Source organism: Sinorhizobium medicae (assembly GCF_007827695.1).
Taxonomy (GTDB): Bacteria; Pseudomonadota; Alphaproteobacteria; order Rhizobiales; family Rhizobiaceae; genus Sinorhizobium; species Sinorhizobium medicae.
Map to the genome: position 1 here is coordinate 97424 of NZ_VITA01000007.1, position 24271 is coordinate 121694.

Here is a 24271-nt window from a genome sequence, read left to right on the forward strand (position 1 = left end):
ACTCGGCTACATTCCCAGTTTGTCGATCATTGGCTGCGTGATCAGGCAAACGCCGCTCTCCGTGCGGCGGAAGCGTTTCGCGTCGAGCTCCGGATCGTCGCCGACGACCAGTCCCTCCGGAATGACGACGCGGCTGTCGATGACCACGTTCCGCAGGATCGAATGGCGCCCGATCGTCACGTCGGGGAGAACTACGGCATTTTCGAGTCTGGAGTATGAATTCACCCTGACACCGGTGAAGAGCAGACTCCTGTTGAGCGCGGCGCCCGATATGATGCAATCGCCCGAGACGAGCGAGGATGTGGCTGAGCCGCGGCGATTTTCATCGTCATGGACGAATTTGGCAGGCGGCTTGATCTCGGAGAAAGTCCAGATCGGCCAGGTGCTGTCATAGATGTCGAGTTCGGGCGTGATATGGGTAAGGTCGATATTGGCCTGCCAGTAGGCGTCGATGGTGCCGACGTCGCGCCAATAGGCCTCACGTTCGAAGTCGGACCGGACGCAGGAATGGGTGAAGCGGTGGGCAACCGCTTTGCCGTGCTCTACGATGTAGGGGATGATGTCCTTGCCGAAGTCGCGGCTCGATTTCGGGTCGGCGGCGTCCCGGCGCAGCATGTCCATCAGGAATTTCGTGTGGAACACATAGATGCCCATGGACGCGAGCGCCATCTCCGGGTTGCCGGGAATGCTCGGCGGATCGGCCGGCTTTTCGACGAAGGCGATGATGCGGTCTTCGGTGTCGACATGCATGACGCCGAAGCCCGTCGCCTCCATCCGCGGCACTTCGAGGCAGCCGACGGTCACGTCGGCGCCCGAATCGACGTGCTGCTGCAGCATCAGCTCGTAGTCCATCTTATAGACGTGGTCGCCGGCGAGAATGACCATGAATTCGACGCCATGATCCTCGATGATGTCGGTGTTCTGGTAGACCGCGTCGGCGGTGCCTTCGTACCATTGTGTTTCCGAGACGCGTTGGCTTGCCGGCAAGATGTCGAAGCTCTCGTTACGCTCCGGCCGGAAGAAGTTCCAGCCGCGCTGGAGGTGCCGAATCAGCGAGTGGGCCTTGTACTGCGTGGCGACGCCTATGCGACGGATGCCGGAGTTCAGCGCGTTGGAAAGCGCGAAATCGATGATCCGCGCCTTGCCGCCGAAGTAGACAGCGGGTTTTGCGCGGCGGTCGGTCAGTTCCTTGAGCCGGCTGCCGCGGCCCCCGGCAAGCACATAGGCCATGGCATCACGGGCTAGGGGTTGCGTACGTTTTTCCACTGTTCATCCTCCCCAAAGTCATTTCGGAGGACTGCCCGGCGTGCTCTTTCCGACGCTCGCAGCCCTTACTCCTGCTCCGCCCGACGTGCCATTTCCAGCCGGGCGGGACCTCTAATCCTGCTCCAGCATCAGTGCCGCCAGAGGCGGCAGCGTGATGGTGGCGATTGTCTCTCCGTTCGCTCTCTTTTCCGCAATGACGGCGCCGCCGTTACCCTTGCCGCTTCCTCCGTAGATTTCCGCGTCGGTGTTGAGGATTTCCTTCCAGCGCCCGGCGACCGGAAGCGGTATGTCGTAATGTTCGCGGTAGACGGGAGTGAAATTGGTGATGACGGCGACGAGCTTCTCACCGGGTGCTTTCCTGAGCCAGGCGAAGACGGAATTTTGACGGTCATCGGCAATCAGCCACTCGAATCCGTCGCCCTCGCAGTCGCGCGCGTGCAGCGCCGGCTTCGAGCGGTAGGTACCGTTCAGGTCGCGCACCAGGCGGCGCATTCCTTCGTGCAGATTGTATTCGAGCAGGTTCCAGTCGAGTGCGCGGTCCTCAGACCACTCTCGCCACTGCGCGAATTCCTGTCCCATGAAAAGCAGCTTCTTGCCGGGATAGCCCCACATGAAACCGTAATAGGCCCTGAGATTGGCGAATTTCTGCCAGTCATCGCCGGCCATCTTGGCGATCAGCGATCCCTTGCCGTGCACGACCTCGTCATGAGAGAGCGGCAGCACGAAGTTTTCGCTGAAGGCATAGAGCAGCCCGAAAGTCAGGTCGTTATGGTGGAACTTCCGATGAACGGGCTCGCGCGCGAGATATTGCAGCGTGTCATGCATGAAGCCCATGTTCCACTTGAACCCGAAGCCGAGGCCGCCCGCATGCACCGGGTGCGAGACCTTCGGCCAGGAGGTCGACTCCTCGGCGATGGTCAGCACGCCCTGGTGAATACCGTATATGCTGGAATTCATCGTCTGCAGGAAACGCACGGCCTCGAGGTTTTCGTTGCCGCCATATTCGTTCGGCACCCATTCGCCATGCTTTCGCGAATAGTCGAGATAAAGCATCGAAGCGACCGCATCGACGCGCAGGCCGTCGACATGGAATTTCTCCGCCCAGTAGAGGGCGTTGTTGACCAGAAAGGCGACGACCTCCTGACGGCCGAAATTGTAGATTGCAGTGTTCCAGTCGGGGTGAAAGCCCTGGCGTGGATCCGCATGCTCGTAGAGGGCGGTGCCGTCGAACCAGCGCAGCCCGTGTTCGTCCGTCGGGAAATGCGCCGGCACCCAGTCGAGGATGACGCCGAGGCCGACCTTGTGGCAACCGTTGACGAAGCGCGCAAAGCCCTCCGGCTCGCCGAAGCGTGCGGTCGGCGCATACAGGCCGGTGGTCTGGTAGCCCCAGGACGGGTCATAGGGATATTCCGAAATGGGCAGGAACTCGATATGGGTGAAGCCCATGTCGACGCAATAGGGGATCAGCCTTTCCGCCAGCTCGTCCCAGGAGAGCATGTCGCCATTGTCGCGACGCTGCCATGAGGCGGCGTGGACCTCGTAGATCGAGATCGGCTGGCGGCGCGGATCGAGCTCGGCCCAGTGGCGCCGATGCGCCTCATCTTCCCAAACCTGAGCGATTTCGGCCGCCGTCATGGAAGCCGTGTCGGGCCTGAGTTCCGACCGGCGGGCAAAAGGGTCGGCTTTCAACGGCAAGAGCGTGCCTTGACGGTCGACAATTTCGTACTTGTAGGGTGTGCCGACCGGCACGCCGGGTATGAAGATTTCCCAAATACCGGTGTCCACGCGCAGGCGCATCACGTGCCGGCGCCCGTCCCATTCATTGAAGTTCCCGACGACGGAGACGCGCCGCGCGTTCGGCGCCCAGACGGCGAAGTGAAAGCCCTCCGCGCCTTCATGCGAGATCGGATGCGCACCCATCTTGTCGAAGAGGCGAAGATGCGAGCCCTCGCGGATATAGTAATCGTCCATCGGCCCGAGCACGGGACCGAAGCTGTAGGGATCGATGACCGTCCATTCGCCGCCGCCATTGCGAGCGCGGTAGCGGACGGGTTGCTCCTTGCTCAAGGCCACCGGCCCCTCGAAGAAGCCGGCCTCGTCGCGCCGCACGAGCGTGCCGAGTTCGTTCCCGGCAAGCGTCTCCGCAACGACCGTCTCCGCTCCGGGAATGAAGCATCGGGCAACAAATGTCTTGCCCGCGGCGTGGACTCCAAGGACGGCAAAGGGGTCGCTATGGGTGCCGGAAAGTATTGCCGCAATTTCCGGCGCTGGCAGCGTGCCTGACGGGGCGGGAGCTGGATCCTGGCCGGGGGGAACCGTCATCCGGCTCTCCAGATCTCTCCGGCATATTGCCGGATCGTTCGATCGGATGAGAACCAGCCCATCCGGGCGGTATTGCGGACCGCCTTCGAATACCAGGCGGCTGGCTTGGTCCAGAGCTGGTCGATTTCGCGCTGCGCCTTGGCGTAGGCTTCGAAATCGGCCGCAACCATGAACCAGTCGTGGTTATAGAGTCCGTCGACGAGGCCCGAGAAGCGATTTCGATCATCGGGGGAGAAGACGCCTGACGCGATCGCCGAGAGCGCTTGCGAGAGTTCACGCGAATTTTCGATGATGGCGCGCGGATTGTGCCCTTCGGCCCGCGCCTTGCCCACGTCCTCGGCAGTCATGCCGAAGATCTGGATGTTCTCCTCTCCGACCCAGTCTCGCATCTCGACATTAGCCCCGTCGAGCGTGCCGATGGTCAGCGCTCCGTTCAGGGCGAACTTCATGTTTCCGGTGCCCGACGCTTCCATGCCGGCCGTCGATATCTGCTCCGAAAGGTCGGCCGCCGGGACCATCACCTCCGCAAGCGAAACGTTGTAGTTCGGGATGAAGACGACTTTCAGGAGCCCGCGGACCGCCGGATCGTTGTTGATGACGCGGGCGATGTCATTGGCAAGTTTTATGATCAGCTTGGCGTTGTGGTAGCTTGGCGCCGCTTTTCCGGCGAAGAGCTTGACGCGCGGCACCCAGTCGAGCTCGGGGTGTGAGCGGATCTGATCGTAAAGCGCCACGGCTTCGATAAGGTTCAGCAGCTGCCGCTTGTATTCGTGGATGCGCTTGATCTGGATGTCGAACATCGCCGAGGGATCGAGCCGGATGCCGAGATTGGCCTGGATCAGCTTCGCAAGCCGCACTTTGTTGGCGCGTTTGACGGCTGCGAAACGCTCCTGGAAATCCGCGTTATCGGCAAAGGCGTCGAGCGCCTGAAGCGCCTCGGTATTGTCTATGAATTCGTCGCCGATCGCCTCGCGGATCAGACCGAACAGATCCGGATTGCACTGCATGAGCCAACGTCGCGGCGTGATGCCGTTGGTCTTGTTGTTGATGCGGTCCGGATAGAGCGCATGCAGATCGGCGAAGACAGTTTCCTTCATCAGCTCGGTATGCAGAGCCGATACGCCGTTGATCGAGTGCGAGCCGACAAAGGCCAGATTGCCCATGCGGACGCGCCGCTCGCCCGTCTCGTCGATGAGCGAGATGTTGCGGATCGCCTCGTCCGTCGCGTACCTCACCCTGCGCGCTTCGATCAAAATCTTGGCGTTGATGGCGTAGACGATCTGCATGTGGCGAGGCAGCAGCCTCTCGAAGAGCGGAACCGGCCAGCTCTCGAGCGCTTCAGGCAGCAGGGTGTGGTTGGTATAGGAGAAGGTCCGTCGTGCGATGTCCCAGGACTGCTCGAAATCCAATCCGTGGACGTCGCTCAAAAGACGTACGAGTTCGGCCACGGAGACGGCTGGATGCGTGTCGTTGAGCTGAATGGCAACGGCATCGGGAAGCGACGTGAAATCCGGATATTGCTGCAGGTGCCGGCGCAGGATGTCCTGAAGCGAGGCGGAGGAAAAGAAATATTCCTGTCGGAGCCTGAGTTCCTGGCCGGCCGGCGTGGCGTCGGCCGGATAGAGCACGCGCGTCAGGCTTTCGGCCTTGTTGCTTTCGCGCAGAGCCCCGATATGGTCGCCCGCATTGAAGGCGTCCAGCAGGATCGGGTCGATCGGCTGCGCGGCCCAGAGGCGGAGCGTGTTAACACGCGTCGCCCGCCAGCCGACGGCGGGCGTATCGAAGGCGGTGGCGATGACGCGCTCAGCCGGCTTCCAAACGTAGCGCTGCACTTCCTCGTCGATGTTGACCGTTTCCACGCTGCCGCCATAGCCGATCTCGTAGGAGCATTCGCGGCGTTCGAATTCCCAGGGGTTGCCATGGGCCAGCCACGTTTCCGGCAGTTCCACCTGCCAACCGTCGGCCATCTGCTGGCGAAAGAGACCGTGCATGTAGCGGATGCCATAGCCATAGGCAGGCACGTCGACGGTCGCCATCGATTCCATGAAGCAGGCGGCGAGGCGGCCGAGACCGCCATTGCCGAGTGCCGCGTCCGGCTCGAGCGCGGCGATCACGTCGATATCCACACCAAGCGAAGCGAGGGCGTCCCGCATTTCGTCCATAAGCCCCAGATTCGTCATCGCATCGCGCATCATGCGGCCGATGAGGAACTCGAGCGACATGTAATAGACGCGCTTTGCACCGGTCGAGTAGGTCTTGCGGGTGGAATCCATCCATTTGTCGGTGATGCGGTCACGTGCGACGAGAATGGCGGCCGTCAGCCAGTCATGCGGCTTGGCGACTTTCGGATCCTTGCCGATGCGATACTTCAGGCGCTCGAGGATTTCGACTGCAAGCTGGCTGGGTTCCGAGGATCTGGGGGCGGGTTGCGGCAGTTCGGTGTTGGAGAGCCGATTCATCATGAGAACTGTCATACCCTTATTGCATTTCGGAAGCCCCGGGTCGGAACCGACCAGGTCAAGGCAATTTATGCATCGATCCGAAGCGCTTGCAACAGGTGTTTTTAAAAGGATTAAAACAGCAGATGCTTGACAGCACCCACTTGTGGTAGCAGCCGAATCAAAAGGCAGCCCGGCAAAACCGGGCGCCACTTGAGCTGGACTTCAGGATCATTTCGTCAAGCGGGATACCGACGCGGCCGCGCGTTCGCCGATCGCCTTGAAGGCGGCGACGAGATCGGACGCCTCCTCCGCTTCGAAATAGTGGGAGGAAGACGAAGCACAGGACTTCAGCAGCTTCTGGCCGCGATCCGGCGCCATGAATGCAACGCTGTAGATCTGGACCTTGCTTGCTTTGGCTGTGTCGCACCACTGCCTGGTGACGGTGTCGTCATTGGCATGGTTGTTTTCGCCATCGGTCATGAACACGATGTACTTCGTCGGCACCTGACCGTTCTTTGCACCGTGCTCGCTGTCTTCCGCAGCGTTGGTGACCTTCTGGAACGCGGTCTTGAAGGCGTTGCCGGAGGCGGTCCCGCCTATGGCGACCAGGGCGTCGACATAACCGGCTGCACCTCTCGTTCCCCAGGAAAGACTGCTCGCCGCGTCCTGGGCGGAATTGTAGGAGATCGCACCGGTGCGGACATAGGCCGATTCCGGGTCCGCCGTGACAAGCTGGGCGAGGAGGTCGCCAACCGCTGTCTTCAGGGCATCAATCTTCGTTACATAGCAGGGGCCGGTAGCCTTGAGGTCCGGATACTTGCTCCAGTTCGCCTCCGTGTAGTTGGGGCATTTCGCCTTGCCTGTGTTTATCGTGTTGGTTTTCCACGCCATCGACCCGGACCGGTCGAGCACCAGATACATGGACAGGGCGTTCTTGCTCTCCGTCGCGCTCTCGGCGGTGGATCGGGTTTCGATCTCGATCGACTCCGGGCCGAGCAGACGCGTCATGGCATTGAACTGGAGCAGGTGCTTGTTGGCGACGGTAACCTGGAAAGACTTCCCCTTTGCACCGTTCGGCGTCGCGGTGATGTCGATTTCCGTAGCATTCACATCCTCCCACCGGGGCGTCGCAGGTACTTCGTCATCCGCATTCCCGCCGCCGCGCGCCCCTATCGACGGCCCCTCGTCCGGGAGGTCCGACGCGGTCGCCGCTGCCGCCTGCGTCTTCAGGAACTTGCGCGCGAGGTCCTTTGCCTCTTCGATGTCTGGCCTCGCGTCGGATACGAGAGCGGAGGCGGCCGCGAGCGCTGCCGCGTCGGTTGCGTCCTGAAGCTGGTTCTTGGTCATCAGCATGTTGGCGACGTCGACGGATACCCCGCCGACGGCAAGGAGTAGCGGCGCGACCAGCGCCGTCATCATCCCGAAATTCCCGCCTCGATCCCGCAGCATCCTCATGAAGGACAGGCCTGCATTGTTACGTCTTCCCATTGTTGCCACCCCAGAAGAACAGATCCGCAAACTCGGGACGACAAATACGGCGGAGACGTTACTTTCCCATTCCGGCAGTCGGTGCAATTTTATCCAACTGCCGAAAAAACCTCTGCTTATTCTGGGGTTCCTTGAATGGCCGCTTGTGCGGGAACGGGACGCCTGTCCCGTTCCGGGTCATCCGACTGGAACGACGTCGACGGCCTGTTCCGTCGTGTGACTGCCGTAGCCTTTCAGCACCCCGATCACCGGTGCCACGTCGCCGTAATCGCGGCCATGGCCGACCACGATGTGGTCGGTGCCGGCGCGAATATCATTGGTCGGATCGAGTTCGAGCCAGCCGCAGTTGGTGCCGCACCAGAAACGGACCCATGCATGCATGGCATCGGCGCCTTCGAGCCGCTCCTGGCCCGGCGGCGGCAGGGTTCTTAGGAACCCGCTGACATAGCCGGCCGGGATACCGAGACTGCGCAGCGCCACGATCATCACATGGGCGAAGTCCTGGCAGACGCCGCGCTTCAGCTCGAAGGTTTGCGCGGCCGTGGTGTTCACGGTCGTTGCCTCGGCGTCGTAGACGAAGTCTCGATGGATGCGATTACAGATGCTGGCCCCGATCTGCTCGATCGTCATGTTTTCGCCGGCGATGGCGCGGGCATAGGCGGCGATCTCCGGCACGGCCGGCAGGAGCGGACTTGGACCGATGAAATGATGGGGAGATTCCGAATCGACGGACCACAAGCCGGCAAGCTCGGCGGGAAGGGCGCCGAGCGGAGGTGACAGATCGGCCGTGATCGCAGGCGTCTCCGCCTGAATGCGCGCTTTCATGAGGATGACGAGATGATCGTGCGCGGATCGGAACAGGATGGACGTCGTATGATTGGCAAAGAAGTCCCTGCCTTCCAGCCGCTCGTCTGGCGCCGGCTGGCAAGTCACCGATCCCGCAACGAGACGCTGGCGCTCGGGAATGGAGACAGGCAGTACGCGCACGAGATGCCTGCCGCCGCTTACCGGAGCCTCGTAACCGTAGGTGATCTTCAGGCTGATGTCATAGAGCATGGAACCCGCCTCCATCAGCCGAGATAGGTCTGCGCAAGCAGGTCCGAGAGCCCCTGGAGATCCTGCTCGAGCCGGCTGTAGACGGCCATGTCCATCGCCTCCGGAGTCATGATCGCAAGTCCGGAATGAAGCCGCATCGTTTCACGGCAGAAGCGCGACATCTGCCCGTTGACGAAGGCGTTCGGCAGAAGCTCGACCTCTTTCTTGATTTCGTTGAGCTGATAAAGGATCGAGCGCGGATTGAGGGCGTCGAGCGCCAGGAGGTCGGTCACCGTCGGTGCCGCCGTGTTGACGTTGTAGCGTCTGCGATGCGTCATGACGCTGTCGCCGATCTCCAGCAGCATGTCATAGGCCCCATCGGGAGCCTCCGGTCCGGACATGTGTCCGAGCAGCCCCGTCATCTGGAGGCCGCGTTCGAGATAACGCCCGATCGACAGGAATCGCCAGCCGGTGAAGCGATACATGTTCTCGTGCACCAGACCCGCAAACCCGGCGAGCTTTCGCAGGAGGATTGTCATCGCGTGGGTGGCGTCGTCGCCCGCCTGTACGCTCGCGTGGAATTTCCGCGCCGTTTTCGACAGGTCGTTAAGCGCGAGCCAGCCGTCAGGCGAGAAGCGGTCGCGGATGTTGCCGGCACTGGAAAGAGCGCTGTCGATGCTGGAAAGCAGATTGCCCGGCACCGGCTGCCGGGTGTCGATGCCGTGCGCGGCGAGATAGTCGCTCACATCCTTCAGAAGCGGCATGTTCGGATCTGCGGATTCGGCGAAACGTCCGTGCCAGGCGCGCAGAATCCTCAGGGTTCCCTCGGCCCGTTCGATATAACGGCCGAGCCAGAAGAGATTGTCCGCAGCGCGGCTGGGCAGGCTGCCGGGCAGGTTTCGGGTGAAGCTCTCTTCCGCAGGAAGCAAGGTCGTGCGGTCGACGGGCTTGTCGCTTACGATCCAGACGTCGGCGGCGGTGCCGCCGGCCTGCATTGCGATCGCTGCCACATCGTCGCCGGTGCCGATCCGAGCGAACCCACCCGGCATGATCTGCCAACCATCGCGCGTACGCGCGGCGAAGACCCGAAGGCTCATCGGCCGGGGCGTGAGCCGGCCATGAGCCCAGGCCGGCGTCGTCGAGAGCGTGACGACCTCCTGGCCCACCAGCTTTCCGCCGTCCGAGGTGAGCCATTCCCCGATTGAGGTTTTGGCGCTCTCGCGCAGCGAGGCGCCGAGTATCGATTGTCCGTCGTCGTCGAAAAAGGGGCGCGTCGAATAGGCGGGGCCGATCACCATACGCTCGATATTGTTCGCGACATGCCGGCGTTCGGCTTCCTGTCCGCACCACCAGGTGGCGATCGAAGGCAGCTTCTGTTCCTCACCGAGCAGATGACGGCAGATAGATGGCATGAAAGCCATAAAAGCGCGTGCTTCCAGAATACCGGAGCCGAGTGCGTTCACGACCGAAACCGAGCCGCTTCTGATTGCCTCGACGATACCAGGCGTTCCGATATGCGACGACTGGTTGAGCTCCAGGGGATCGGCGAAGGATGCGTCGAGGCGGCGCCAGAGCACGCCCACGGGTTTAAGGCCGGCCACCGTCCGCACCATGACGCGCCCGCCGACGACGGTCAGATCCTCGCCTTCGAGCAGCATGAAGCCGAGATAGCGAGCGATATAGGCATGCTCGAAATAAGTTTCGTTGGCGATGCCCGGCGAGAGCACGGCGATGCGGTCGTCCGCATGCTGCTTATGCTCCTGCAGCGTGTCGCGGAAGGCACCGAAGAATCCCGCCAGCCGATGGACATGGCTTTCGGCATAAAGGTCCGAGAAGGCGCGAGTCGTCGCCACCCGGTTCTCGAGTGCGAAGCCGGCGCCGGATGGTGCTTCGGTCCGGTCGGAAAGCACCCACCAATTGCCGTCGGGACCACGCCCGATTTCGAAGGAGCAGAAATGCAGGAAATGTCCATTGGCCGGTTTGATGCCGACGATCGGCCGCAGAAACTCAGGATTGGAGGCGACGAGCGCGGGGGGCAGCAGACCTCCCTTGACCAACCGGTTCTCGCCATAAACGTCGGCAAGCACCCGCTCGAGCAGTTCTGCCCGCTGGACGAGCCCGGTGGAAACGGTCGCCCATTCCGTCTCGTCTATCAGTACGGGAATGTGCGAGAGCGGCCAGCTTCGCTCGGAATTCTCCTTGCCGTAGGCACGATAGAAGACACCCGCGTCACGCAGATACCGGTCTGCCCGGGAGAAGCGGTCGGCAAGGTTTGCCTCGTTCATGGACCCAAGCGTTGCGAGCAGCCGCTGCCACACCGGCCGGACATTGCCGTCTGCGCCGAGCATTTCGTCGGCGATGCCGGGCAAGGCGCGATAGCCCAATGCGGGGCCGCCGCCATACCGGCTCGCCTCTTCCGGCACTGCCGTCTGCTTCTTCGCCATTCAAACTCCTGCCGGACACCTGCAACCGAGGAGCGCAACATTGTAGATCGCTCGATTCGAGCGTTTACCATAAAAATTGAATGTATCGCTGACGAAGTTTCAGTACGTGATGGGAAAAAATTCACCTGGTGTGCCCGCCATGCCGCGTGGCTCCTTGGCGGCCGCGCCGGCCGAAACCGTTGGACGGTTCCGGCCGCGTTCCAAGGCGATCTCCCGCCGGTCAGACGGCCGGAGGATTGATCCGGGCAAAGCCTTCCTGCCTGAAATAGGGGAAGTAGGGGTAGGGAGCAGTCGTCGCACTCGCGGCGTCGAGGCGGGCTACCTCATCGGCCGAGAGCGACCAGCCGACCGCTCCGAGGTTCTGCCGAAGCTGCTCTTCATTGCGCGCGCCGATGATGACGCTCGAAACGGATGGACGCCGGAGGAGCCAGTTGATGGCGATTTGCGGGACCGTTTTGCCGGTTTCCTGCGCGATAGCATCGAGAACGTCAACGATATCGTATAGCTTTTCCTCATCGACGGGCGGCCCGAAGGCGGCGGTTTCGTGCAGGCGGCTGCCCTGCGGCCAGGGCTCGCCACGGCGGATCTTACCGGTGAGCCGCCCCCAACCGAGCGGGCTCCAGACGAGTGCGCCGACGCCCTGATCGAGACCGAGCGGCATCAGTTCCCATTCATAGTCGCGGCCGGCCAGCGAATAGTAGACCTGGTTGGCGACGTAGCGAGGATAGCCATGCCGATCGGCGACAGCGAGCGATTTCATCAGCTGCCAACCGGAAAAGTTGGAAACACCGACATAGCGCAGTTTGCCGGAGCGCACGAGCGTGTCGAGGGTAGACAGCACTTCTTCGACGGGCGTCCCCGCATCAAAGGCGTGGAGCTGAAGCAGGTCGATATAGTCGGTTCCGAGCCGCTTCAGCGCGTGATCCACACCGCGGATCAAGCGCGAGCGCGACGAGCCGGCGTCGTTAGGCCCATCTCCCGTGGGGAGCGTCAGTTTCGTCGACAGGATCACGTCGTCGCGCCGTCCCCGGATCGCCGCTCCGAGGACATCCTCCGAAGCGCCGTCGGAATAGACATCCGCCGTGTCGAAAAGATTGACGCCCGCCTCGAGACAGATGTCGATGAGGCGCCGGGCTTCTTCCGTGTCCGTACTGCCCCAGGCGCTAAAGAGTGGCCCCTTGCCTCCGAATGTGCCCGCACCAAAGCTGAGGGCCGGTACTTTCAGTCCGGAGGAACCAAGCCGTCTATATTCCATTTCGCAACTCCATTCTTGACAATGAACTGGTTACACGAAGATGGAGCCTCTGGCACTTTGGATATAGGCTGCTAAAAGGAATATTATCTGTGAGCTGAATTCATATGTCGCGGCCATCGGTCAATCGCTCGGGTGAAATGGAAGTCTTTGCGAAAGCGGTGGAGCTCGGCGGCTTTTCGGCGGCTGCCCGCCATTACCGGATGACGCCCTCCGCAGTCAGCAAGCTTGTGCTGCGTCTCGAAGAACGCCTCGGTGTAAGGCTGGTCAACCGCTCGACACGCAGGCTGCAGCTCACGCCCGAAGGACATGCGTTCCATGAGCGCACGGTGCGCATCCTCGCCGATATCGACGAGGCGGAGCGCTCGGCATCGGCCGGGGAGAGCCCGACCGGCCGGGTCCGGCTGAACGTCAATGCCTCGTTCGGCACTCACGTTCTGATGCGCCTTGTGCCGGAATTCCGGGCCAGCTTTCCGGCCGTCAGCCTCGACATCGTCATGACCGATGCCGTCGTCGACTTGATGGAAGCACGAACCGACGTTGCCATCCGCGCAGGGCCGCTGAAGAGCTCGACGCTGATTGCGCGCAAGCTCGGGGCGACGCGTATGATGATCGTGGGGGCACCGTCCTACGTAGAACGTTACGGGATGCCGTCGTCGCTAGAGGATCTCGCAGGACATGAGCGACTCGGCTTCTGCTACGCCCGCGCCGTCGACGGATGGCCAATAAGGGCGGAAGGGGAAACGATCGTGCTGCCGGCCTCGGGCGCGGTTCAGGTGAGCGACGGCGAGGGACTGCGCCAGCTGGCGCTTGCCGGAGCCGGACTGGCACGGCTTGCGGAATTCACGGTGCGGGAGGACGTTCGCGCCGGGCGTCTCGTGCCCGTTCTGGAAGACCTCAATCCGGGTGATCTCGAGGAGGTCCACGCGGTCTATCTCGGCCAGGGCGGGGCGCTTCCCGCCCGCGTCCGTGCCGTCCTGGATTTCCTCGCCCGGCATGCCCGCGTCACGCCGGGGTAGCGGCGAAGATCTTCGCCGCCTTTCCCGCGTTTGAGAGGAGCCAAGCCTCAGCGCTTCGGCGCTACCAGCGCGAAGACCGCCCCTTGAGGGTCTGTGAACTGCGCGATCCACGCTCCTCCGGGCACCTCCATCGGCTCCAGCAATAGTTTTGCGCCGCCTGATTGTGCCCGGTCGATCGCCGCGTCGATCGCATCGACGTTGAAATAGTAGAGCCAGAAAGGACTGGGAACCTCCTTCGGCTTGGTCATCATTCCGCCGATCGGCTGACCCTGATGGGCGAAGATCTGGTAGACGCCCATGTCGCCCATATCCATTGCCTGATCCTTGGTCCAGCCGAACAGATTCGAATAGAAGCTGAAAGCGGTCTCGAGATCGCCGGCCATCAATTCGTGCCAGCCGACATTTCCTGGAGCCATTTGCTCCAGATGCGGCGGCGGTTCGCCGTTGGCCTGGAAAAGCGAAAAGGCAGCACCGTGCGGGTCGGTCACGATCGCGAAGCGGCCGATATTCGGGATGTCTTCCGGCGCGCGATGAACTTTTCCGCCCTCCGTACCGACCCGCGCGGCGACCTCGTCGATGTCCTCGACGGCGATATAGCCGAGCCATGCAGGCGGCACCTTCATTTCAAGCGCGCCGTCCGGCATCGTCATCAGGCCCGCGATCTGGTGGTCGCCGGCGGAAAAAAGCGTGTAGTCCATGCCGGCCATTCCCGCGTCGCGGGCGCTCCAGCCGACGATGTCGGTGTAGAAGGCTTCCGCGGCCTTCATGTCCGTCGTCATCAGCTCGTACCAGACGAATTTCCCATGCATTGTCGGTCCTCCGGTTGTCTCGATGTATCTTCATCCGCGACGGAACGGCTGCGGGACGCCAACGTAATAGCAGGCCGATCTCGGCCTCTCCGTCTTCGATGATAAGGCGACCCGTCTTGAAAAGTCTAAGGGGACGAGGAAATGTGCGCGGTTCTCGCCCGCATCCCGCTCGATATCGGAAATCGGTCACGTTCATGTTCAGGCCGACCCGCCTGAAATTATCGTGATTTAACGGCGGTGGTATTCCGCGCTCATCATTTCCTTCCAGTCGCCGTTTTCGGTCTGGACGCGGGCCGTAAGGGTCCTGCGGTTCGCATCGACCAGCGTTATTCTATCCTGATACCGGGCTGACCTTCCGGGGTTTTCAAAGTCCGGGCCCTCACAATTGAGAGCAAGTGTCTTCCCGTCGTCCTCGATCACGCCATTATAGATCCACATATGGGTCATCATGGAGCCGATCCATGTTCCGAGATAGCGCTTCGTCTCGGGATTGTATCCCAGTGTCATCAGTGTCTGTCCCGGGCTGCCGCCCGGCATGATGCCGCGCCCCTCGCACACGATCCAGACGCCATGCATCGAGCGGACGCTTTCGATCCAGGGTTCGCTGTCCTCGCCGCTTCCCGTTGAATCCTTTGAGGTGACCGTCCATTCGCCGAGCAGCTGCTCCAGCCATCGGTGTTCTTCCTGCGGCTCCACTTGCATCGGTTTCCCTCCCATGAATACACGGCCGCCATGGTAGCCGGGACCGGCGTCGAAACGCCTCCCATACCGGTTGTCCATCTGCGGTTCCGGGCGCGGCCTCATGCCGGCGCTTGACTATTTATGTTGATATCAACATTACTGTTTTATGTCAAAGTCGCCGCCAGTCCCTTTTTCCAGCACTCTCTTCGTCAGGGACACATGCCTGTGCCTCCACGTCCAGCGCGCCGCCCGTACGCTTGCCCGCCGGTTCGACGAGGCGTTGCGTCCGCTTGAGATTACCAACGGCCAATTCTCGCTGATGATGTCGCTCAACCGGCCGGACCCGCCGAGCATGAAGGCGGTCGCCACAGTGCTCGCCATGGACCGCACCACCTTGACGGCGGCACTGAAGCCCCTCGAACGGCGTGGTCTCGTCGAAGCCTTCGCCGATGCCGGCGACAGGCGCCTGAAGCGTGTGAGGCTGACGGAAGAGGGCGGACAGCTTCTCGCCCACGCCTTGCCGATCTGGAAGGCAACGCACGAAGTGCTCGATGAGGGCCTGGGTGAGGGCGGCGCGGGCCGCCTGCGTGCAGATCTGCTGTCGCTTATCTGAATCGCTCGACTGAGATTTCCGGGCAGCGCAGCCGTTTGTGTGGCTGTGCCGAAAAAATCTTAGGCGCGGACAGGCTGAGCGGAATAAGCGGGGCGGTTCGCTCGTCTTTACACGCGGAGGATCGATGGAACGAACCGGAGATATCGAAGCGGGATCCCATGCACCCCTGATCGGGTACCATGCGCCTGCGCGTTGAACGGAGACTGGAGCCTCATTATGCGCGGCTATTCGCCTATGCCGTGGCGTTGTCACGTGATCGCGACGGAGCGCAGGATATCTTCCAGGAGTGCATCGCCCGTGCGCTCGATGCGCGAAGTGTACCCGAAGCGGAGCCTGCATTTCGCGCATGGCTGTTCTCCATCCTGCGGAACATTTGGATCGATCAGTCGCGCTCGCGCCGCCGCCGGTCCGACCTGGAGCAGGAGTTCGTCACGGATCTCGTGCCCGCGCCGGTCGCGCCGGAAGCCGTGCTGGTCGATGCATTTTCCGTGCGTCAGGCATTTACCCGGCTCAGCACCGAACATCGGGAGATTCTCGCGCTGGTCGACATATCCGGTTTCAGCTACGAGGAGGTGGCGACGATGATCGCCGTGCCCAAGGGTACGGTCATGAGCCGGGTCAGCCGTGCTAGGCGGGCTCTGGCCGCTCACCTCGGCGAGACCAATGTCGTCGACCTTGCCCGGCAACGAGAAAGCCGCAAATGAAAGAAAACGACATCGAACCCGAAATCCTGAGTGCCTATATCGATGGTGAGCTCGAGCCGGAGGAGGCGTCGCGGGTCGCGCGCCTGATTGCTTCCGACGAGGGCGTCGCGCGCCGCGCAGCCAGGCTGTCCGAGGTCAAGGCGGCGGTTGCGGGAATGGCTCCGGAAATTGTCGTAGTGACGGTGCCGCGCCCGCGACCGGTGAGCAGATGGATGCTGTCGCTTGCGGCGGGTGCATGCGTTCTCCTCATCGTCTCCGCAGCGACGTGGTTCGGCCTGGCAAGGATGCCGGCGGGGCTGCCGGCGGAGGCGGCGGTTCGCGACGCCGCACTGGAGCACGCGGCATGGATCGAAGGTTCTCTTACGCCACCCATGCTTCCGGTTTCCGCACCCGGCGAGGTGTTTGTACCGGAGATGACAGCCGCCGGATTGACCCCTGCCTTTGTGCGCGACGCGTCGATTGGCGGTGAGGCCGCGACGCATACAGGCTATGTCGGCCGCTCCGGCTGCCGGCTGAGCCTCTTCCGGATCGCTCGCCCCGGAGCCGGGCACGGGTTCGACATGGCAAGAGAAGACGGCCTGCTTCACGCCTCCTGGTCAAACGATACCACCAGCTTTCTGCTCGTCGCGCGAGGGATGGACGAAGCCCGCTTCGCCTTTCTTTCGGGGGCTCTGAAACTGGCGAGTGAAAGGGATGGCCGGGGAAAGAGGGAAGTCATCGCGAGCCTCGAGGCGATGCATAAGCCGTGCGTCGGCTGACGCCTGGCGGTTTTTGGCGCGCTTGATTGCAGACATTGACCGGCGTCCTTCCGGGGAGCCGGTCAGGATTTGGCATATCTTCGGGAAAATGTCGGGTCGAGGGAATTTTTCGGGCTGTCATTCGTCTCTTCCGTTCATTTCGAGGACGATCGGATCGGCATGCCGCCATCCGGGAAAGGGAGATGCGACTTGATAGACATGCTGACCATCAAACGGCGGAGTTTTCTGACCGGAAGCGCCGGAGCCGTGGTTGCTGCCAGCAGCGGTGTGCTTGCGGAGGCCAAGGAGACGAAGGTTCTGCCGGACTACGTTGCGTGGAAAGACGCAAATGCTTTGATCGTCCATAGCGACAAGACCATGGAGACCAAGCGGAGCGAATTCGGCACCAGCGTCATCACGCCCGAAGAGAAGCTTTACATCCGCAACAACGTCAACACGCCGCCGGAATCGATCCTTGCTGATCGCGACGGATGGAAAGTGGAGATATCTGGCGTGAAGGAGCCCCGCACGCTTACTGTCGCCGAGTTGAAGAGCCTGGGGCTGGTGACGGCAGCGACTGTTCTGCAATGTTCAGGCAATGGCCGCAAATATTTCAAGGATCAGCTCACGGGCAACCAGAAAATGAGCGGGACGCCCTGGACCGTCGGCGCTGCGGGCTGTGTCATCTGGAGCGGGGTGCCTCTGCGGGCCGTTGTCGACGCCCTGGGCGGCCCTGCAGATGGCGCCCGGTTTATCACGGGAACGGGCGGTGAGGAGCTTCCGGCTGGGCTCGACCCAAAGCTTCTGGTGGTCGAACGGTCCGTCCCGATCGCAAATCTCGACAATGTGATCCTGGCATGGGAAATGAACGGAAGGCCGCTTTCCCTCGCTCATGGCGGGCCGCTGCGCATGGTCGTCCCCGGCTATTCGGGGGTCAATAACATCAAATACGTCAAGACTGTCGCTCTGACCGAGGCCGAGTCCGACGCGAAGATCCAGAAAAGCAGCTATCGCTTTCATGCGCTCGGCGAAAAAGGTTCTCCCGACCACCCCTCGGTGTGGGAACAGCCGGTGAAATCGTGGATCACCACTGCGGATGAGACCGCGAAAGCCGGACCGGTTCAGATTGCAGGCGTCGCCTTCGGCGGCATGAATGCCTGCAAGAGCGTGGAGGTCTCTCTTGATGGCGGGCAGACGTGGCAGGAAGCCGAATTCGTCGGGCCCGATCTCGGCCGGTTCGCCTGGCGCGTTTTCCTCCTGGCAGCCGATCTGGCGCCGGGGACCTACACGCTCGTCAGCCGTGCGACCGATACCGAGGGCAATGTCCAGCCCGAGGAGAGCGAAATGAATGGAGCCGGCTACGGCCACAACGGCTGGCGCGCGCCTGCGGTTACACTCACCGTTGCCTGACTGTGCCGCAAGGGTTCCGCTGCGCTGTGTAGCGGAACCCTGTTTCACGATCTTCTTTCAGCAGTTTCGGAACAGAACATGACCTATGTATCAGCGCGTGGGATTGCGGCATTGCTCGCCTGCGCCACCATCAACCTGTCGCCGATCACGGCATCCGCCGACGATGGCAAGCTTGCGCTCGGCAAGGAGATATTCCTCGAGCGCTCGGAACCGCAATGTGCGCTCTGTCACACGCTGGCGGATGCCGAGGCCGTCGGAGAGGTAGGGCCCAATCTCGATGAACTCGCCCCGGACGCGGAAAGGGTCAGTACGGCTGTCATCAACGGCATCGGCCCGATGCCGGCCAACGAGGCCCTTACGGAAGAAGAAATCGAGGCCGTTGCGCTTTATGTCTCGACGGTCGCGGGAAAAGCCGAGTGACCGGCGTCATGCGAGCTTTTGGCTCGCCAAGGAGGAGAGTGGATTGAAGACGAGAATGATGCTTTTGGCGATGTTGGGCATGGCGTTTGCAGGCCAGGCACATGCCGAGGAATATCGCGTGCAGATGCTGAACAAAGCTGCTGACGGCCGGATAATGGTATTCGAACCCGCCGTCGTCCGCGCCAAACCCGGAGACACAATCACCTTCGTGGCAACCGACAGGGGCCACAATTCTGCGGTGATGAAGGGAGGCGTACCCGAAGGCGCGCAGACCTGGAAGGGAAAGATCAACGAAGAGGTCAGCGTGACGCTGAGCGAGCCCGGGGTGTACATGTATCAATGCACGCCGCATCTGGGCATGGGCATGATCGGCGCTATCGTCGTCGGGGACCCAGCCAACCTCAAAGCCGTCAAGGCCATCAAATATCCCGGAAAGTCGAAGGCTGCCGCGGAAAAAATCTTTGCCGAGATCGAAAGCGGCGGCTGATTGCGCCGCCCTAAGGCGGCGCTGTCTGCTTGCTGTTTCGTACACATAGCTGTGCTTGTCGCAGGTGTCTGGCGCCGTCCAGTTTGCGGCGCCGGAGACCCTTTCCGCCCGAGGACCGCCTCCGCATGTATGGGCTTGCCGGTCGGCTCCTACGGCGGGGCCGCTTTTCCTCGTTCGCGGAAGAGAGCGATGATTTCGGTGGCGAGCACGGTCGCCTGACGCAGCCTTTCCTCTCCTATTTCGCTGCCAAGCGCATTCGCCCAGATGGCTTGGCGTGCGGTAATTTCGGCGAGCACCTTCTCGCCCCCTGGTGTGAGCACGATCAGCTTCGCGCGACGATGCAAGGGGTTTTCCCGATAATCGATCAGATCTTCTGTTTTGAGAACGTCGGCGATGCGCTGCACGCCCTGTCGCGCGAGCCCAAGCGCACGGGCGGCTTCGGCAACCGACATGTTCCCGTGCCGGGCCGCGGCCAGGACCTGCCAGCGAGCGCTGGTCTGGCCGGACGGCTGCGCGAGCCTATCTCCTTCGGAGGTCAAGTGTCCTGCGAGCCGAAGGACGGAGATCGCGAACGCGGCGAACGCATCGCCCGAAGAAGTACGAGAGCTTGAATCCATATTGACAACATGTTGTCATTTCAATTACATTGACAATAGGTTGTCATATTGCGCGACGGCTGGCAAGGTCGCGCTCCAATAAAACCGGGGAAGGATCCAGGATGAAAAAGACATACAAGGGAAGCTGTCATTGCGGTCGCATCGGTTACGAGGTCGATATCGACCTGGAAGCGGGGACCAGCCGGTGCAATTGTTCGTACTGCTCCAAACTGCGCTATTGGGGCGCGAGCGTAAAGCCCGAGGACTTTCGGCTCCTGTGTGAGGAGGCAGGGATCGGCGACTATCAGTTCGGAACGATGAGCGGACATCACCGGTTTTGTATGGCGTGCGGCGTAACGCCCTACGGGCACGGCTATGTCGAAGAGATCGGCGGCGCCTTCGTTTCCATCAATGTCGCATGCCTCGACGGTATTGCACCGGAGGAGCTTGCGGCCTTGCCTATCCAATATATGGACGGGCTGCACAAACAATTGGTGGAACGCACCGGCCGAGACGCGGCACATGTGATCTCGCCGGCTTAGAATCGAGAAGGCTCCCTCGGTGTGGGAGCCTTCTGCGACAGCTGCGATGCTGCTTAGCGGTCGCCCAGATCTCTCACGGCGCCGCGGTCGGCGGAGGTCGCGAAAGCCGCATAGGCCTTCAGCGCGGTCGTCACCCGGCGCTTGCGCTGCTCGACCGGCTTCCAGCCCTTGGCATCCTGCTCCTTGCGGCGAGCGGCAAGTTCGGCCTCGTCGACCCGGAGAACGATGGTGCGGTTCGGAATGTCGATGTCGATCATGTCACCTTCGCGCACGAGCCCGATCGTTCCGCCATTCGCCGCCTCGGGCGAGACATGGCCGATCGAAAGACCGGACGTACCGCCGGAGAAGCGGCCGTCGGTGATCAATGCGCAGGCCTTGCCGAGACCCTTCGACTTCAGGTAGCTCGTCGGATAGAGCATTTCCTGCATGCCCGGCCCGCCCTTCGGTCCTTCATAGCGGATGACGACGACGTCGCCGGCCTTGACCTCATTGGCGAGGATCCCCTTCACGGCCGAGTCCTGGCTTTCGAAGACTCGTGCCGGACCGGAGAATTTCAGGATACTCTCGTCGACGCCCGCGGTTTTCACGATGCAGCCGTCAAGCGCGATGTTGCCCTTGAGCACCGCAAGGCCGCCATCCTTGGAGAAGGGATGTTCCACCGAACGGATGACGCCGTTCTGGCGATCGGTATCGAGTTCGTCCCAGCGGGCCGCCTGGCTGAAGGCGGTCTGCGTCGGAATGCCGCCAGGAGCGGCGCGGAAGAAGTTTCGGACCGTTTCGCTCGACGTGCGGGTGATGTCCCAGCGGTCGATGGCGTCGCCGAGTGTTTCGGCATGTACCGTCGGGCAGTCGCGGTTGATCAGGCCGCCTTTGTCCAGTTCGCCGAGGATCGACATGATGCCGCCGGCCCGGTGCACGTCTTCCATATGCACGTCGGCTTTTGCCGGCGCGACTTTTGACAAGCACGGCACCTTGCGCGACAGCCGGTCGATGTCGTCCATGGTGAAGTCGATCTCGCCTTCGTAAGCCGCGGCAAGGATGTGGAGCACCGTGTTGGTCGAGCCGCCCATGGCGATGTCGAGCGCCATGGCATTTTCGAAGGCCTGTTTGCTGGCGATCGAGCGCGGCAGAACGCGCTCGTCCTCCTGCTCGTAATAGCGGCGGGCAATGTCGACGATGAGGTGACCGGCTTCGACGAACAGACGCTTGCGGTCGGCATGGGTCGCAAGCGTCGAGCCATTGCCGGGCAGCGACAGGCCGAGAGCTTCGGTCAGACAGTTCATCGAGTTGGCTGTGAACATACCGGAGCAGGAGCCGCAGGTCGGGCAGGCGGAGCGCTCGATGATCTGGACGTCCTCGTCGGACACCTTGTCGTCGGCGGCCGCGACCATCGCGTCGACGAGGTCGAGCGCATGCGTCTTTCCGTGCAGAACCACCTTGCCGGCCTCCATGGGGCCGCCGGAAACGAAGACGGCCGGAATATTGAGGCGCAGTGCCGCCATCAGCATGCCGGGGGTGATCTTGTCGCAATTGGAGATGCAGACCATGGCGTCGGCGCAATGGGCGTTGACCATATATTCGACGCTGTCGGCGATGATCTCGCGCGAGGGCAGCGAATAGAGCATGCCGTCATGGCCCATGGCGATGCCGTCGTCGACGGCAATCGTGTTGAATTCCTTGGCGACGCCGCCCGCCGCCTCGATTTCCCGCGCGACGAGCTGGCCAAGGTCCTTGAGATGGACGTGGCCCGGTACGAACTGCGTAAAGGAGTTCACCACCGCAATAATGGGTTTGCCGAAGTCGCTGTCCTTCATGCCCGTCGCGCGCCAGAGGCCGCGGGCGCCGGCCATGTTGCGGCCGTGGGTGGTGGTGCGGGAGCGATAGGCAGGCATGAACGTGTTCCTTCACGGACGAATGTGACGAGGCGGAATATGGCGATCACAGAGCGCCATTGCAGGGGGTAGTAGCGCAAAATTGCGCGCACGTCATCTTCCGCGCCAGATTATTTCGGCTTGCGCCGCCCTCCGCCGGCAGTCGGCAGGTTGTGATGATCCGGGCTGCGAGCGCCACTCGTAAGGCCGCCGCCGAAGCTTGCGCAAACAAAAAAGGCCGGGCTGAACCCGACCTTCTCATCACCTTCAGCCAGTGCCAGTACATCCGTGGTCAATGGCGAGGTGGGTGTCTTTTACCAGCCGATAATGAAAACTGCGTGACAATGCTGATATGGCGCGCGCTTCATCGGTCTGCGGAAATCTCTAAAGCCTAGTCATCCTGATCGCCATCTGCGCCGATTTCGAAATACCTTGCCGCTATGAGCTCCTGCAAGGCGTCCTTTTCGTCATCGGACAGTTTCAGCCAGCGTGAATTATAAACCGCATTGCCTGCCGCATTTCCCGCGGCACAGCTCAGATACCTCCAGTAGCCAGCTTCTATGCGATCCTGGGGCACCGAAATTCCCATTTCGTAGCTTACCCCGACATTGCCCGCGCGCCGGAGTGGCCTTGCTTTGCGGCTAGCAGCCAGAATGCGAATGCGCGCTGTGGATTGCGCTCGACGCCAAGGCCTTCGTGATAGATCGTCGCCAGCCGGCCTTGAGAACCGGCGTCGCCTCTGCGTGCTGCCCATTCGTTCCATTCGAACGAGAGCTTGTAAGTAAGCGGATGTTCCTGGCGGAAATAGAATTCTCCCAAAGCTGCCGCAGCTTCGAGATTTCCTTCCTTGCCCAGTTTGGACAAGCCGTTCACTGGGTCGCGGGAGTGGTTCAGAAGATTGCGTTTGAGATTGGCCCGCCTCCGAAGGGTCAGGGGCGGCTGGCCGCGTTGGCTGGCCTGTTTCGGAATCGCCTCGCGCCCCAATGCGCGGCAACAGCATGATAAGGGGCCCGATCAGGAAACCGAATATTCCCCAGAGCCAGCGGCTGCGCCCCTGCTCAGCCGCCGATCTCGCGCTTATGAACGCAAATACAAGTGCAATTGCGAAATAGACCAATAACGGTAAAGGGAAAGAACTCATGCCATGCCCGTTTTGGGGTCACATGCCTCTCGTAAGCAAAAGCAGTGCCCGCACCCCAAAAACACGCGCACCCGGTGACCCATCCTTAGCGGGAAGGCTACCCGAAGGATCCAAGGAAATGCAACCTTTGGTTTCGGCTCCAGATGTGAATTTTCGCCTGTCTTCCAAAGCGATTAGTGAATATCAGCTCATCCTGATGCGCTTGCATCCGTGCATCCCCTGATTGGGGTTCAGGACGCCAGGTGCTACCAAGTCAAGGAGCTCGCGAGTTTCTTGCTCTGATAGGAGTGACGCCAGGACCAACGTTATGAATTACAAGGGCTACAGCGCTCGCATCGAGTTCGACAGCGAAGACGCTTCGTCGGCCGGTTCGCTGGTATCAACGATGTTGTCGGCTTGAATGCCGATACGGTCACCGGGCTGAAGGAAGCCTTTCACGAGGCTGTGGACGATTACATCGAAACCTGCGCCACGCTCGGGAAAGAACCTCAGAAGCCCTATTCCGGCGAGATGATGTTCCGTGTCGACCCCGCCTTCCACCGAAAGGCCGCCATCGCCGCCGCGCTTTCCGGTAAGAGCCTCACCCAGTGGGCTGAGGAGGCGCTTGATAGGCAGCCAGCAATTACGCGGGTCTAGGCTGGCAAGCTGACGCCAGGCCATCCATGATGTGGGCCATCTATGCCGATGCCGCAATGGGCTCCGAAGGAGCCCTGAACGTAATCTTCAAGGAAATGGATGGTGGGCGTGACAGGGATTGAACCTGTGACCCCTACGATGTCAACGTAGTGCTCTCCCGCTGAGCTACACGCCCATCCGATGCGGCGCATAGACCACAAAACCGGCGCTGGCGTCAATAGGCTTTTCACAGGTTTTTCGACGGAAATTCGTAAGGCCGGAGTGGCGGGAATTTTCGTGCATTCCTCAGTCTCCTGCAAGCTTCGCCCGCGGCGCAACCTCTTGAAACAAAAGAAGCCGCTCTGATTGGAGCGGCTT

Annotated in this window: 20 protein-coding genes, 1 tRNA gene and 2 pseudogenes; 9 read left to right on the forward strand and 14 right to left on the reverse strand. The window is 61.6% G+C overall.

Features of this window, described 5'->3' with window-relative positions; all coding sequences use genetic code 11:
• Positions 1-6: 6 nt before the first annotated feature.
• The 7 genes from glgC to FB009_RS14100 form a co-directional block, all read right to left on the reverse strand.
• Positions 7-1266: a glucose-1-phosphate adenylyltransferase gene (gene glgC / locus FB009_RS14070; protein ID WP_012066956.1), complete on the reverse strand. Its 1260-nt coding sequence runs from the start codon at positions 1264-1266 to the stop codon at positions 7-9.
• Between the two features lie 111 nt (positions 1267-1377).
• Positions 1378-3588, reverse strand: coding sequence for a 1,4-alpha-glucan branching protein GlgB (gene glgB, locus FB009_RS14075; RefSeq protein WP_012066955.1), 2211 nt, complete (start codon positions 3586-3588; stop codon positions 1378-1380).
• Positions 3585-6062 (reverse strand): glycogen/starch/alpha-glucan phosphorylase, encoded by a 2478-nt coding sequence (locus FB009_RS14080; protein WP_018209387.1) that lies wholly within the window; start codon positions 6060-6062, stop codon positions 3585-3587. The genes glgB and FB009_RS14080 overlap by 4 nt, the downstream gene beginning before the upstream one ends.
• A gap of 195 nt (positions 6063-6257) precedes the next feature.
• Complete coding sequence (locus tag FB009_RS14085) at positions 6258-7517, reverse strand: vWA domain-containing protein (RefSeq protein ID WP_012066953.1); 1260 nt, start codon at positions 7515-7517, stop codon at positions 6258-6260.
• A 177-nt stretch (positions 7518-7694) separates the two neighbouring features.
• Entirely contained in the window at positions 7695-8573 is an 879-nt protein-coding gene (locus FB009_RS14090) for a transglutaminase family protein (protein WP_145161635.1), read from the reverse strand.
• A 14-nt stretch (positions 8574-8587) separates the two neighbouring features.
• Positions 8588-10996, reverse strand: coding sequence for a circularly permuted type 2 ATP-grasp protein (locus FB009_RS14095; RefSeq protein WP_012066951.1), 2409 nt, complete (start codon positions 10994-10996; stop codon positions 8588-8590).
• Positions 10997-11216: 220 nt separating this feature from the next.
• On the reverse strand, positions 11217-12251 hold the full coding sequence (locus tag FB009_RS14100; protein ID WP_012066950.1) for an aldo/keto reductase: 1035 nt from the start codon (positions 12249-12251) through the stop codon (positions 11217-11219).
• Between the two features lie 104 nt (positions 12252-12355).
• Between FB009_RS14100 and FB009_RS14105 the strand changes: the two genes are divergently transcribed.
• Positions 12356-13267: a LysR family transcriptional regulator gene (locus FB009_RS14105; protein ID WP_012066949.1), complete on the forward strand. Its 912-nt coding sequence runs from the start codon at positions 12356-12358 to the stop codon at positions 13265-13267.
• A 47-nt stretch (positions 13268-13314) separates the two neighbouring features.
• Here FB009_RS14105 and FB009_RS14110 read toward each other — a convergent pair whose 3' ends face one another.
• On the reverse strand, positions 13315-14076 hold the full coding sequence (locus tag FB009_RS14110) for a VOC family protein (RefSeq protein WP_012066948.1): 762 nt from the start codon (positions 14074-14076) through the stop codon (positions 13315-13317).
• A 228-nt stretch (positions 14077-14304) separates the two neighbouring features.
• Positions 14305-14778 (reverse strand): DUF1579 domain-containing protein, encoded by a 474-nt coding sequence (locus FB009_RS14115; protein ID WP_012066947.1) that lies wholly within the window; start codon positions 14776-14778, stop codon positions 14305-14307.
• A gap of 145 nt (positions 14779-14923) precedes the next feature.
• Between FB009_RS14115 and FB009_RS14120 the strand changes: the two genes are divergently transcribed.
• The 6 genes from FB009_RS14120 (at position 14924) to FB009_RS14150 (ending at position 19128) form a co-directional block, all read left to right on the forward strand.
• Entirely contained in the window at positions 14924-15370 is a 447-nt protein-coding gene (locus FB009_RS14120) for a MarR family winged helix-turn-helix transcriptional regulator (protein ID WP_012066946.1), read from the forward strand.
• A gap of 179 nt (positions 15371-15549) precedes the next feature.
• Positions 15550-16074 (forward strand): RNA polymerase sigma factor, encoded by a 525-nt coding sequence (locus FB009_RS14125; RefSeq protein ID WP_012066945.1) that lies wholly within the window; start codon positions 15550-15552, stop codon positions 16072-16074.
• Entirely contained in the window at positions 16071-16832 is a 762-nt protein-coding gene (locus FB009_RS14130) for an anti-sigma factor family protein (protein ID WP_012066944.1), read from the forward strand. Before FB009_RS14125 ends, FB009_RS14130 begins: the two co-directional genes overlap by 4 nt.
• 189 nt (positions 16833-17021) lie before the next feature.
• On the forward strand, positions 17022-18221 hold the full coding sequence (sorT, locus tag FB009_RS14140; RefSeq protein WP_024311000.1) for a SorT family sulfite dehydrogenase catalytic subunit: 1200 nt from the start codon (positions 17022-17024) through the stop codon (positions 18219-18221).
• Between the two features lie 78 nt (positions 18222-18299).
• Positions 18300-18641, forward strand: a complete 342-nt coding sequence (sorU, locus tag FB009_RS14145) for a SorU family sulfite dehydrogenase c-type cytochrome subunit (protein WP_012066942.1) — start codon at positions 18300-18302, stop codon at positions 18639-18641.
• A 43-nt stretch (positions 18642-18684) separates the two neighbouring features.
• Complete coding sequence (locus tag FB009_RS14150) at positions 18685-19128, forward strand: pseudoazurin (protein WP_012066941.1); 444 nt, start codon at positions 18685-18687, stop codon at positions 19126-19128.
• 149 nt (positions 19129-19277) lie between these two features.
• Here the strand turns inward: FB009_RS14150 and FB009_RS14155 are convergent, their stop codons facing one another.
• Positions 19278-19745, reverse strand: a complete 468-nt coding sequence (locus tag FB009_RS14155; RefSeq protein ID WP_018011553.1) for a MarR family winged helix-turn-helix transcriptional regulator — start codon at positions 19743-19745, stop codon at positions 19278-19280.
• Positions 19746-19846: 101 nt separating this feature from the next.
• Here FB009_RS14155 and FB009_RS14160 point away from each other — a divergent pair.
• A pseudogene (locus tag FB009_RS14160) lies at positions 19847-20252 on the forward strand (GFA family protein).
• Positions 20253-20319: 67 nt separating this feature from the next.
• Here the strand turns inward: FB009_RS14160 and ilvD are convergent.
• The 3 genes from ilvD to FB009_RS14180 form a co-directional block, all read right to left on the reverse strand.
• A complete protein-coding gene (gene ilvD, locus FB009_RS14165; RefSeq protein WP_012066938.1) occupies positions 20320-22158 on the reverse strand; it encodes a dihydroxy-acid dehydratase in 1839 nt (612 codons plus the stop codon).
• 370 nt (positions 22159-22528) lie between these two features.
• Positions 22529-22714 (reverse strand): hypothetical protein, encoded by a 186-nt coding sequence (locus FB009_RS14175; RefSeq protein WP_234824677.1) that lies wholly within the window; start codon positions 22712-22714, stop codon positions 22529-22531.
• Positions 22715-22734: 20 nt separating this feature from the next.
• Positions 22735-23001, reverse strand: a complete 267-nt coding sequence (locus tag FB009_RS14180) for an SEL1-like repeat protein (protein ID WP_225996780.1) — start codon at positions 22999-23001, stop codon at positions 22735-22737.
• 584 nt (positions 23002-23585) lie between these two features.
• Here FB009_RS14180 and FB009_RS14185 point away from each other — a divergent pair.
• Positions 23586-23914, forward strand: a pseudogene (locus tag FB009_RS14185) (type II toxin-antitoxin system HicB family antitoxin).
• Positions 23915-24014: 100 nt separating this feature from the next.
• On the opposite strand, the gene FB009_RS14190 reads toward FB009_RS14185, so the two are convergent.
• Positions 24015-24089: transfer RNA gene (locus FB009_RS14190), tRNA-Val, on the reverse strand.
• Between the last annotated feature and the right edge of the window lie 182 nt (positions 24090-24271).